The sequence below is a fragment of the Nonomuraea sp. NPDC049400 genome, assembly GCF_044466425.1.
Taxonomy (GTDB): domain Bacteria; phylum Actinomycetota; class Actinomycetes; order Streptosporangiales; family Streptosporangiaceae; genus Nonomuraea.
Window position 1 is genome coordinate 102200 of record NZ_JBITMP010000002.1, and the last position, 12230, is coordinate 114429.

General features: G+C 70.7%; 8 protein-coding genes. 5 read left to right on the plus strand and 3 right to left on the minus strand.

Annotation, left to right across the window (positions count from 1 at the left end; genetic code table 11):
• Nucleotides 1–37 precede the first annotated feature (37 nt).
• Complete coding sequence (locus tag ACIBVN_RS02490) at nucleotides 38–1984, minus strand: glycosyl hydrolase family 18 protein (protein WP_397131836.1); 1947 nt, start codon at nucleotides 1982–1984, stop codon at nucleotides 38–40.
• 334 nt (nucleotides 1985–2318) lie between these two features.
• Here ACIBVN_RS02490 and ACIBVN_RS02495 point away from each other — a divergent pair, with 334 nt between their 5' ends.
• From ACIBVN_RS02495 to ACIBVN_RS02515, 5 genes are read left to right on the plus strand one after another with little or no spacing between them, the layout of a single operon-like run.
• On the plus strand, nucleotides 2319–2810 hold the full coding sequence (locus ACIBVN_RS02495; protein ID WP_397131838.1) for a hypothetical protein: 492 nt from the start codon (nucleotides 2319–2321) through the stop codon (nucleotides 2808–2810).
• 34 nt (nucleotides 2811–2844) lie between these two features.
• Nucleotides 2845–4227 carry a hypothetical protein gene (locus ACIBVN_RS02500; RefSeq protein WP_397131840.1) on the plus strand — a complete coding sequence of 461 codons (1383 nt, stop codon included), beginning with the start codon at nucleotides 2845–2847 and terminating at the stop codon, nucleotides 4225–4227.
• The gene (locus tag ACIBVN_RS02505) at nucleotides 4224–5534 is read left to right on the plus strand and encodes a VWA domain-containing protein (protein WP_397131842.1); all 1311 of its coding nucleotides are present in this window, start codon (nucleotides 4224–4226) and stop codon (nucleotides 5532–5534) included. Before ACIBVN_RS02500 ends, ACIBVN_RS02505 begins: the two co-directional genes overlap by 4 nt.
• 11 nt (nucleotides 5535–5545) lie before the next feature.
• A complete protein-coding gene (locus ACIBVN_RS02510) occupies nucleotides 5546–6661 on the plus strand; it encodes an AAA family ATPase (protein ID WP_397131844.1) in 1116 nt (371 codons plus the stop codon).
• A complete protein-coding gene (locus ACIBVN_RS02515; protein ID WP_397131845.1) occupies nucleotides 6658–9402 on the plus strand; it encodes a DUF5682 family protein in 2745 nt (914 codons plus the stop codon). Before ACIBVN_RS02510 ends, ACIBVN_RS02515 begins: the two co-directional genes overlap by 4 nt.
• A 178-nt stretch (nucleotides 9403–9580) precedes the next feature.
• On the opposite strand, the gene ACIBVN_RS02520 is transcribed toward ACIBVN_RS02515, so the two are convergent.
• The gene (locus tag ACIBVN_RS02520) at nucleotides 9581–10510 is read right to left on the minus strand and encodes a polysaccharide deacetylase family protein (RefSeq protein ID WP_397131846.1); all 930 of its coding nucleotides are present in this window, start codon (nucleotides 10508–10510) and stop codon (nucleotides 9581–9583) included.
• A 162-nt stretch (nucleotides 10511–10672) separates the two neighbouring features.
• A complete protein-coding gene (locus ACIBVN_RS02525) occupies nucleotides 10673–12184 on the minus strand; it encodes a cytochrome bc complex cytochrome b subunit (RefSeq protein ID WP_397131847.1) in 1512 nt (503 codons plus the stop codon).
• Nucleotides 12185–12230: the final 46 nt, after the last annotated feature.

A 12230-nucleotide genomic window follows, 5' to 3' on the forward strand; every position in this document is an offset into this window, starting at 1 on the left:
GGGCCGGCCCCTTGACAGGGGCCGGCCCTCTCGTGGGTCAGCCCAGGCCGTTCTTCATGGCCGTGAGCAGCTCGGCGTTGGTGGTGTCGCCGCTGAGCTCCCAGAAGAACGCGCCGCCGAGGCCCTGGCTCTTCGAGTAGCTCATCTTGCCGCCGATCGTGCTCGGCGTGTCATAGCTCCACCACTGCCCGCCGCAGTACGCGTACGCGGTGCCCGCGACCGTGCCGGTGGCCGGGCAGCGGGTCTTGAGCACCTTGTAGTCCTCGATGCCCTGTTCGTACGTGCCTGGCGCCGCTCCCGTGGCCGTGCCGCCCGGCGCGGCCTGCGTGACCCCGGTCCAGCCGCGGCCGTAGAAGCCGATGCCGAGCAGCAGCTTGCTCGCCGGCACGCCCTTGCTCTTGAGCTTCTGGATCGCGTTGTCGGAGTAGAACCCGGCGATCGGGATGCCGGTGTAGGAGGTGAGCGGCGAGTGCGGGGCGGTCGGGCCCTGCGCCGCCCAGGCGCCGAAGTAGTCGTACGTCATCACGTTGTACCAGTCGAGGTACTGCGCCGCGCCGGCGTAGTCGGCCGCGTCGATCTTGCCGCCGTTGGTGCCGTCGGCGGTGATGGCCGCGGTGACCAGGTTGCCGGAGCCGAAGCGGGAGCGCATCGCCGACATGACGTTCCTGAACGCGGCAGGGCCGCTGGTGTCGCAGGTGAGGCCGCAGGCGTTCGGGTACTCCCAGTCGATGTCGATGCCGTCGAACACGTCCGCCCAGCGCGGGTCCTCGACCAGCTTGTAGCACGAGTCGGCGAACGCGGCCGGGTTCTGGGCGGCCTGGGTGAAGCCGCCGGACCAGGTCCAGCCGCCGAAGGAGAACAGCACCTTCAGGTTCGGGTACTTCTTCTTGAGCTTGCGCAGCTGGTTGAAGCTGCCGCGCAGCGCGCCGGCGTCCCACGTGTCGGCCACGCCGTCCACGCTCTCGCTCGCCTGGTAGAAGCGGTCGTAGTCGGCGTAGCTGTCGCCGATCGTGCACTGGCCGTTCTGCACGTTGCCGAACGCGTAGTTGATGTGCGTCAGCTTGGCGGCCGAGCCGCTCGTATCGATGTTCTTGACGTGGTATCCGCGCTGGTAGACGCCCCACTGCACGAAGTAGCCGAGCACCTTGTTCCCGCCGCCACCGCCGCCGCCCGTGGTCGTGGCGGTGATGGCGTTGCTGTTGGCGGAGCGGTTGCCGGCGGCGTCGCGGGCGCGGACGGTGTAGGTGTAGGCGGTGTTGGCGGTCAGTCCGGTGTCGGTGTGGGTGGTGCCGGTGACGGTGGTGATGAGGGTGGCGCCGCGGTAGATCTCGTAGCCGGTGACGGCGACGTTGTCGGTGGAGGCGTTCCAGGCGAGTGAGACGCTGCTGCCGGTGACGCCGGTCGAGCGCAGGTTGCCGGGCACGGACGGCGGGGTGGTGTCCGTGCCGCCGCCGCCCGTCGTGGTGGCGGTGACGGTGTTGCTGTTGGCGGAGCGGTTGCCGGCGGCGTCGCGGGCGCGGACGGTGTAGGTGTAGGCGGTGTTGGCGGTCAGTCCGGTGTCGGTGTGGGTGGTGCCGGTGACGGTGGTGATGAGGGTGGCGCCGCGGTAGATCTCGTAGCCGGTGACGGCGACGTTGTCGGTGGAGGCGTTCCAGGCGAGTGAGACGCTGCTGCCGGTGACGCCCGTTGAGCGCAGGTTGCCCGGCACCGATGGCGGGGTGGTGTCCGTGCCGCCGCCGGTCGCGGGCTTCCACAGGGCGGGGACGTTCGGGGGCTCCCAGCCGGGCTGGGAGGTGTGGCTCTGGACGCACTCGTACTCGACGCCGTTGTACGTGACGTGCGTGCCTGCCGTGTACGCCGTCCACGGCGCCCACTCTGCCGCGGCGGCGTACACCGAGGCCGAGGCCTGCGGCGGGGCGACCGCCACGGCGGTGAGGGGGAGCAGTAACGCCACCAGGATCTTGCTCAGGGTGCTGTGTCTCATGGCTCTCCGACATCCGGTTGGGGGGTGTGTGGGGGTTGGGATGCCAGGAAACTATTAGGAAAGTTTCCTTTAAGTTATGAGACGACGTTAGCCTTTGCCCGCGGAGGCGTCAACGGGGTGGCCCTGGTGTCATTCGGCGGCGATGGGCGGGGTGCCGTGCGTGTGGGTTCGATGGGGGCGATGCCGCCGCCGACCGATCAGTGGCTTTGATCATTTGAGCCCGTTCTGTCAGTGAGGTCGGGTAAGTTCCCGGATCAATTGATCAGCCGGCCGCGCAGGAGCGGGCACTTCCGCCTGCACCCGCGAGCCGGCCGGGGCGGGAGGTTCTGAGGTCGTGGACGCGGACATAACCGCGTGGGAGCAGCGCAGCGTGGTGCAAGTCGTGCCGCCTGTCAAGCCGCGCAAGCTGGCGAAGGTGCCCTTCGTCGAGCTGGCCGACGGACGCTTGCAGGGAGTCGTGTCGAGCGGGTCCGACATCGAGCGGGTCTACGTCTCGTCGATCACCGCCGGCACCCACGCGCTGAGCTGCAGCACCAACAACAACCGGCCGTGCGGCGCGCTGCACGGCTACGCCTGCAAGCACATCCACCAGCTGGCCGACGAGGCGGTCCTGCAGTACGGCCTCGAGCGGGTGGCCCGTTACCTGGGGGTGGAGGTGCCGGAGGGCCAGTTCCTGATGTCCTCCATCAAGGGGCCGATCGAGCGCACCCCCGCGGCCGTGGTGTTCAGCCGGTTCCTGCGCCACCTCGCCTACCTCGAGGTGCCCGGCAGCACGGAGCCGCTGGCCGAGCTGCACTGGTTCCCGGCGACGGGGGCGGTGCGCTGATGCGCGGGCTTCAGGAAGGAAAGGCGGTGCGGTGATGCTGGACGTACAGCTCGGTGAGCTGCTCGGCGACGCGCCCGCGGGGGTCGGCGAGGCGCTCGACCTGGTGGCGGGGTTCGACGAGGCGCTCACCCACGGGTTCGCCCGGCTCGGTGAGGAGGCGTCCGCGGCGCTGGCGGCCCTGGCGGGCGCGCTGGCCGCGAGCCCGCTCGGCGACCGGATCGGCGAGGCGGCGGAGAAGGTGAGCGCGGGGTCGATCGGCGACGAGCACCTCGCGGCGCTGGCCGGTGGACGGGCGGCGCTGTTCGGAGCGGTGCACGACGCGCTGCTCGCCCGGCTCGACACGGCGATCGGCCGCACCCGCGCGGCATGGGAGCCCGCGGAAGGCGCGGACGGTCCCGAGAGCATGCTCGCCGGATGCCGGGGCTGGCTGCGGGAGCTGGCCATCACCGGCTGGCGCGGCGTCGACCACGACCTCGTCTCCTCCTCCGACCAGGCGATCGAGGCACTGCTCGCCGTGCCCGCGATGCGCGGGCTGGCGGTGCTGCTCGACGGCCTGGCGGCGGAGCTGCGGGCGTCGTGCCCGGTCGCCACGATGGACCTGCTGCCCGCGCGCCGCTGGGGCGACCTGTGGACGCGCGCCCTGCTGCTGTCCCAGAAGGGCGCGTGGAACGGCGCCGCCGAGCCGGTCTCGGGGCGGCTGCTGATCCTCGGCACGGACGTGCACGAGCACGCCACCGCCGTCCGGGTGCAGGTCCACGGCATACTCGAGCTCGGCGGGGGCGCCCCATCCAGGCTGGTACGCACGAGCGTGGCGGCCGCGAAGGTGGACACTATCTCCGGCCCGTCCGTGTGGCGGCTGATGGGCGAGCATCCCTTGCTCATGGGCGCGCTGGCCGAGCACCTCAGCCTGGAGATCACCGGCATGCCGCTGCTCCCGGGCGGCGACCTGGTGTGGCACGACGACCGGGCGCAAGCCGGCGAGGCGGCCGACCCGTTCGCGACGGCGCGGGTCCAGCTCGCCACGGCCGAGGCGCCGCCGACCCCGCCCCTCGACCGCCATCCCGTACGCATCGCGGAGCCCGTCTTCCTCGAGGGCTACACGATCGACGGCGAGACGCTCGACCTGGGCGGCAACAGGCTCCGGGTGGCCCTCGACCGGCTGCCGTCCTGCGGCCCGCTCACGCCCGAGCTGGTGTCGGCCTCCTCCGCGTGCATCGGCCTGATGCGCTGGGACGGCGGGCAGTGGCTCCTGCAGCCGCTCGCCGTGCACGCCACCGTCAAGAAGAAGCCCGTCGTCGCGCACATCGGCGACTGGGCCATGGGCCCCACCGACCCCAAGGTCGTCAAGGCCGAGGCCAAGGCCGGCGACGTGGTCGCCGTGCTACGCGAGCGAGCGGGGCGGTTGCTGCGGAAATGACCGATTCCCAGACCACCGCGGACGAGACGCGGCGCCAAGTGCTCTACTGGCGGCTGCTGTCCCGCCTGTTCGGCGCCGACGAGCAGCCCACCCTGGAACGGGCGAGCGTGGCCATCGTCGACGACCTCGGCCTGCCGCCGGCCCTGCTCGACCCCGGCATCTCGGTCGACAACCTCGTGCAGCGCTTCCCCGATCTGGCCGCCGAGTTCGAGGGCCTGATGGCGGAGCGGGACCACGAGGAAGGCGACGAGGTCCGCCGCGCGGCCCTGGTCTCCAAGCTGCTGCTCAACGTGTTCGCCACGGGCTCGGGCAACGTCACCGCGGGACAGCTGGAGGCGTGGAAGCAGGACGCGGCCTGGTTCGAGCGCGGCATGGGCTGCGAGCCGGGCGGGCTGCGCCACAGCCCCGGCAACGAAGAGCTGGCCGGGCTGCTCGCCGGGCTGGAGGGCGACCTGGTCAAGCGCATGCACCTGCGCGAGGTGCTCGCCGACCCGGCGCTGGCCAGGCAGCTCACGCCCAGCATGTCGCTCATCGAGCAGCTGCTGCGCGACAAGTCCAACCTGTCGGGCGTCGCGCTGGCCAACGCCAAGGCGCTGATCCGCAGATATGTGGACGAGGTCGCCGAGGTGCTGCGTACCCAGGTGGAGCAGACCAGCGCGGGCGTCATCGACCGGTCGGTGCCGCCGAAGCGGGTCTTCCGCAACCTCGACATCGAGCGCACCATCTGGAAAAACCTCACCAACTGGAGCCCGGAAGACCAGCGACTCTACGTCGACCGGCTCTACTACAAGCAGACCGCCCGTCGCACCACCCCCGCCCGGCTGATCGTGGTCGTCGACCAGTCGGGCTCGATGGTGGACTCGATGGTCAACTGCACCATCCTGGCGTCGATCTTCGCCGGGCTGCCGAAGGTGGACGTGCACCTCATCGCGTACGACACCCGGGCGATCGACCTGACCCCGTGGGTGCACGACCCGTTCGAGGTGCTGCTCCGTACCAAACTCGGCGGCGGCAACGACGGCCCGGTCGCGATGGCCATGGCCCGCCCGAAGATCGCCGATCCGCGTAACACCGTGATGGTGTGGATCTCCGACTTCTACGAGTTCGACCGCTCTCAGCCGCTCTACGACGGTATCGAATCGGTCTACCGCTCCGGGGTGAAGTTCATCCCCGTCGGCTCGGTCAACAGCTCGGGCCAGGAGAGCGTGGACCCGTGGTTCCGCAAGAAATTCAAGGACCTGGGCACCCCGGTGATCTCAGGCCACATCCGCAAGCTCGTCTTCGAGCTGAAGAACTTCCTCGCTTAGGAGACCCTCTTATGAGTGACGATATGCTGCGCGCCCCCGCAGAGGTGAAGTACGCCGAGGAGCTCGACTATCTGGAGTCGGTCGACGACGGTCCCAAGCCGTTCTCGTGGCGGCTCAGCCCCCGCATGATCCGGCTGTTCGTCCTCGGCTCCGAGCGCTCCGACGGGCTCGACAGGGAGATCCCGCAGAAGTGGTTCGGTGACCGCAGCTTCGTCGAGCGCAGCATCGTGACCCTGGCCTCCGACCGGGGGCTGCTGCTCATCGGCGACCCGGGCACCGGCAAGAGCTGGCTGGCCGAGCTGCTGGCCGCGGCCATCTGCCGCAACTCCACGCTGGTGGTCCAGGGCACGGCGGGCACGACCGAGGACCACATCAAATACTCGTGGAACGTCTCCATGGTCATCGCCAAGGGCCAGTCCCGCGAGTCGATGATCCCCTCGCCGATCATGACGGCGATGGAGAAGGGCGTGATCGGCCGCTTCGAGGAGCTGACCCGCTCGACCAGCGACGTGCAGGACGCGCTCATCTCGATCCTGTCCGAGAAGTACGTCTCCATCCCCGAGCTCGACGACGACAACATCGTCTTCGCCCAGCCCGGCTTCTCCATCATCGCCACCGCCAACAGCCGCGACCGGGGCGTCAACGACCTGTCGTCCGCGCTCAAGCGCCGCTTCAACTTCGTCCGCATCCCCGTCGTGACGAACAAGAAGAGCGAGGCCGAGATCGTCCGCTTCCGCACCGAGGAGCTGCTGCGCAGGCACCGGATCGAGCTGGACGTCCCGCCCACGCTGCTGGACATCCTGCTGCAGAGCTTCGCCGACCTGCGTTCGGCCGCCGCGTCGGCCACCAGCGACGACGAGAAGCTGGAGTCGGCGCTGTCCACCGCCGAGCAGATCGGCGTGCTGGAGGACGCCATCCTGCACAGCCACTTCTTCGGCGACCGCACGCTGCGCGCGCAGACCCTCGCCGGCTCCCTGGTCGGCTCGCTGGCCAGGCGCAGCCCCGAGGATCTCGCGATCCTGAACAAGTACTGGCACGGCGTCGTCGAGCCCCGCAGCAAGAAGGACGGCGGGGAGTGGCCGGAGTTCCTCGAGGGCGGCCGCGAGGCCATCGCCACCCTGTCATGAGCACGTTCGACCCGCTGCGGGAGCAGCTGACCCAGGCGGCGCGGGAGTTCGGCGGCGACGTCGTGTCCGACGTCCTGACGGGGCTGGTGGACGACGTCGACCGGGCGCTGCGCGAGGAGCTGGAGATCTTCCCGGTCTGCCACCACTCGCCGGCCTCGGCGCTGGCCATGGTGCGCAGGCTGCGGGAGAAGCAGCCGAAGGTCATCTACCTGGAGCTCTGCGAGGACCTGCAGCCGCTGCTGACCGAGCTGCGCAACTGCCGGCTGCCGGTGGCGGTGCAGGCGTTCGCGACCGACATCGACGGTTTCCCCGCGTCGTGGGCGCCGCTCAGCGTGGTGGCGCCCATCACGGAGGCCTCCGCCGAATACCAGGCCATCTCGTACGCGCTGGAGACCCCGGGCGTCGAGCTGGTGCTGGTCGACAGGTCGACCGACCACGTCTTCCAGTGGGCACCGAAGGAGGAGCCCGACAAGAAGGAGCACACGGAAGAGGGCGGCCTGCACGGCGACGCGGTGGGCGTCGAGATCGGCGACCTGCGCCCCCGCTTCGCCGAGCTGGAGGAGCACCTGCTCCACCACGGCAAGGTGCGCCACTGGTCCGAGTGGTGGGACCAGTACGTCGAGCAACCCCTCGCCGGAGCGGACTACGACACCTACCGCCAGGTCATGGTGCTGATCGGCAGCCTGTTCCGCCGTCTCGACCGCGGCGGCGACCGGCTGTCGGTGGACGAGGACCGCGAGCGCTACATGTGGACCAGGATGCGCGAGCACCTGGCCGCGTCCGGGGCCGATCCCGCCGACTGCCTCTACGTGTGCGGCGCCTTCCACGCGGCCAGCCGCGTGGAGCAGTTCGGGCTGAGGTCCACGGCGAGCTTCGAGATCAGCCCGCGCGCCGGCACGAAATGGCTGTACGGGCTCATCCCGTCCAGCCACTCGGCCATCGAGGCCCAGTTCGGGCTGGCCTCGGGCTCGGTGTCGATCGCGGCGGCGTCCTGGGCCAAGTCGCTGACCCGCAGCAAGCTGACCCCGTTCCAGCTGGCCGGGCAGAAGGGCGCGCGCAAACGCGCGGCCAAGCTGCCCGTGCCCGTCGCCAGGGGCGAGGTGGCCGACCGGCTGACCGGGTTCCTGTCGAAGCCGCCCGCGCTCGACGAGATGGACGAGGCCGAGCTGCTCGGCTGGAGCGTCGACATCGTCCGGCTGGCCCGCCGCAACGGCTACCTGGCCAGCACCGCCGACGCCATCGCCGTCTTCGAGACCTCGATCCTGCTCGCCGGCATGCGCAACCGGGCCAGGCCCACCCCGTACGACTTCCAGGACGCGGCCGTCACGTGCATCGAGAAGGACGTCGTGCCGGGCCGCCGCGACGTGCGGCGGCTGTGCGAGATCCTGCTCGGCGGCGACCGCGTGGGCGAGGTCGGCTACGACGCGATGCCGCCGCTGGCCCGCGACGTGTACGACCGGCTCGCGCCGCTCGGGCTGGACCTGGAGAAGCGCACGATCCAGCGGGCGCTGCTCGACCTCAACGCCAACCCCGACCTGGTGCCCTGCTCCGACCTGCTGTGGAAGCTGCGCTACCTGCTGCCTTCCGACGCCGTGCGCCCCATCATGGGCGAGCGGGGGCTGGGGGAGCGCTCGATCCAGGAGAGCTGGGACGTGGCGTTCGGCAAGCACCAGCGCTCGATCATCGAGCTGGGCTACGAGGGCGTCACCATCGAACAGGTGCTGGAGCAGCGGCTGCGCCGTTCCGTGTGGGACCCGAAGGCCACCGCGGCCGTCGCGCTGGCGGCGGTCGAGGACGCGGTCATCTTCCTCGGCGGCCGGCGCATCGCCGACGAGCTGGGGGCACGGGCGGTGGAGCTGCTCGCCTCCGAGCGGAGCGTGGACGACGCGCCCGAAGTGCTGCGCAGGATCCGGCGGCTGATGGCGCACTACCGCGCCCACGAGCCGGAGCTGCCGGCCTGGTGCGAGGAGTTCGCGACCTCCGGCTACGCCCATTACTGCACCCTGCTGCCGACCGCCTTCGTGGCCGACGACACCGGGGTGCGGCAGGTCGCCGCCATGCTGGGATTCCTGTTCTCGATGGAGAGCCTCGCGATCTCGCTGGGCTGCGACCGGGCCCAGCTGGAGCTGGCCGTGCAGCAGTCCCATCCCGAATCACCGGCCAAGGTGGCGCTGCTGTGGGCCGCGCGGTCCCAGCTCGGGCTGCTGTCGCAGGCCGAGCTGCGCGAGCGGTGCGACGAGCTGCTGGCCAACCCGCTGGTCGTGCCGTCGTTCCCGCACTACATCATCGGGTTCGTCCAGGCCATGGAGCCCGTCCCCGCCCTGTCGGGCTTCGTGGTGGAGGTCATCTCCAAGGCGTTCGGGCGGCTGCCCGACCGGGTGCTGCTGCCGTGGTTGCCGAAGCTGATCACGGCGCTGCGGGACCAGGCGGGGGAGCTGGTGCCGGTGCTCGTACGCGAGGCGGGGCGCACGTTCCCCGGCACGCTGGGCGCCGTGGACAGCTGGGTGCCGCCCTGGTCGGCCCGCCCCGCCGCGGCCACGCCCGCCGCGCCGGCGGCCTCGGGGCCGGTGGCCGAGCTGCTCATGGGGCATCCGGCGGCGTGCGACGCGGTGGCGGGACTGCTCGGATGCGAGGGCTCGTGGCAGGCTCCGGCGGCCGGCGGGGCGGACCACGGGGAGGTTACCGCGCTCCTGGCCGACCATCCGGAGCCCGCACTGGCGGTCGCGGGCCTGCTCGCCTGACCGGCCTCCGCTCGCCTGGCGTTCTGGTCCAAGGACCGGTCAGCCCCGCAGCCCGCGCGGGCCGGCAGCCCGGCCGGCCCGCGCGGTGTCCCTGCTGCCGGTGTCGCAATCCTTTCTGCTCGGCGCGCGATCACCGCTCACACCGGGAGATACGCCGGGAACGCGAGAAGGGTTCAGATCAGTGTTTCTTCGGTGGGGCGGCGCCGAAGGCGACGCGCGGCGGGCGGCCGCCGAACAGCTCGCTGACGGTGACGAAATGGTAGCCGCGCTTGGCCAGGCTCTTCAGCACGCGCGGCATGGCCCCCACCGTCGTGCGGTGGATGTCGTGGAACAGGACGATGCTGCCCGGCCGTACCGACCTGAGCGTCCTGCGGGCCACCGTGGCGCTGTTGCGGTAGCGCCAGTCCAGGGTGTCCACGTTCCACATCACGATGGGGCGGGCGATCTGCCTGCGCACGGCTCTGTTGAAGCCCCCGTACGGCGGGCGGACCAGGCGGGGCACGACGCCGGCGGCCGCCTTGACCGCCCGGTCGGTGCGGGCGAGCTGCGAGCGCACCCGGGCGGCGGACAACCTCGTCAGGAGAGGGTGGGACCAGGTGTGGTTGCCGATCTCGTGCCCGGCCGCGACGGTGCGGCGCAGCACGCGGGGGTACGCCACGACGCTGCTGCCCACGACGAAGAACGTGGCGCGGGCGTGGTACTTCGCGAGATGGCGCAGCAGGGTGCCGGTGTGGCGGCCGGGACCGTCGTCGAACGTGAGCGCCACGCACTTGACGCGGCGGCAGTCGACCCGGGGCCGCGGCCGGGCCTCGGTGGCGGAGTCGCCCATCGCCTCGAACGGCGCCACGCCTGCCGCCTCGAACGGCGCCACGCCCATCGCGTCGGAAGGCGCCACGCCTAACGCGTTGGACGGCACCAGGCCAAGCCTGTCGGACGGTGCCATGCCTAACGTGTCGGGCGGCGCCGCTCGAATGCCCGAGCGCGCGGCGGCCTGGGCGGCGCCCGTGGCGGCGGTGAGCGTGACCAGCGAGGCCGTGGCGAGCACCCCCGCGGTCACCCGCTTCGCCCCAGCCAGGAACGGCGCGTGCGATCTGCCCCAGACATCCATCCATCCCCCTTGTGCGCGGCGCTCCCGGCGCGTCCTCCCATAAGGACGATCCCGGACGGAGATCGTTCCAACAGGTACGACAACCGCCACGCACACATGGTTCGCAGAAGATCGCATTCCGGATGAGGAATCCGCGCCGCTGACCCCGGAGAGGATCGACCCTCAGCGCGACCAGGAGCGTTGTACGGCGTCGCGCACGCGGCGCCGGGCCGGGGGCGGCACGTCGCCGTTGGCCGCCACCGGCAGCGCGGGCGGCGCGGCTGGCACGAGCACGGCGGACTCCTCCTCGGTCACCGGCCGCTCGATCTCGGCGAACGCGCCGTCCGCGCCGCGCACGATCACGCCCGTCTCCACCCCGTGGCCGACCGTGTGCCGGTCGCGGGCCTGCAGCCCGAGGCAGATCCGCCGGGCGATCACGAACCCGAGCACGGGCCCGGCGATGATCAGGACGCGGAAGATCCAGGTGGTCGTGTACAGCGAGATGTGGAAGGTCGAGGCGAGCAGGTCGTTGCCACCCGCCATCCAGAGCACGCCGTAGTAGACGATTCCCGCGACCCCGAGGCCCACCCGTGACGGCACGTCGCGCGGCCGGTCCAGGAGGTGGTGGACGGCGTTGTCACGGGTGATCCACCGCTCCAGGAACGGGTACAGGGCCAGCCCGGCGAACAGCAGCCCCAGCGCGCCCAGGGCCGGGATCAGCACGCTCATCGGCACCGTGTAGCCGAAGACCGTGAACTCCCACGGCGGCATGATCCGCAGCGCGCCCTCGAGGAAGCCCATGTACCAGTCGGGCTGGGAGCCCGCGCTGACCGTGCTCGGCGAGTACGGGCCGTACAACCAGACGGGGTTGATCTGGAAGAGCGACGCGAGCAGCGTCACCGTCGCGAGCACCCACAGGAAGAACACCGTCGTCTTCGCCAGGAACGCGGGGAAGAACGGCGCGCCGCGCACCACCCGGTCGCTCAGCCCCTTGGCCCTGAACTGGGTGTGCGTCTGCCGCCAGGTCAGCACCACCGCGTGCAACGGGATGAGCACGAGCAGCAGAGCGGGGATCAGCAGCACGTGGATGCTGAACAGCCGGGAGATGATGTCATCGCCGGGGAACTCGCCGCCGAACAGGAACATCGCCAGGTACGTGCCCACCAGCGGCACCGACACCGTGATCCCGTGCAGGATGCGCAGCCCCGCGCCGGACAGCAGGTCGTCGGGGAGCGAGTAGCCGAACAGCCCGTTGAACATCACCAGCAGGAACAGCACCACACCGATCAGCCAGTTCAGGTCGCGCGGCTTGCGGAACGCGCCGGTGAAGAAGTTCCGCAGCATGTGGATGACGATGGCGCCGAGAAAGACGAGCGTGGCCCAATGGTGCATCTGCCGCATCAGCAGGCCGCCGCGCACCTCGAAGCTGATCTCCAGCGTCGAGGCGTACGCCTGGCTCATCCTGACGCCGCGCAGCGGCGCGTAGGCGCCGTTGTAGATGACCTCCTCCATGGTCGGTTTGAAGAAGAACGTGAGGAAGACGCCCGTGAGCAGGACGACCACGAACGCGTACAGCGCGATCTCCCCCAGGAGGAAGGTCCAGTGATCGGGAAAGACCTTCCGCATCGCCTTCTTCAGGAACCCGGCGCCGCCGATCCGATCGTCGAGCGCCTGGGCCAGTGAGCTGACCTTCATCGTCACTCCGCCTATGACTGGTGTGGTGTGTCACCAGACAAGACGG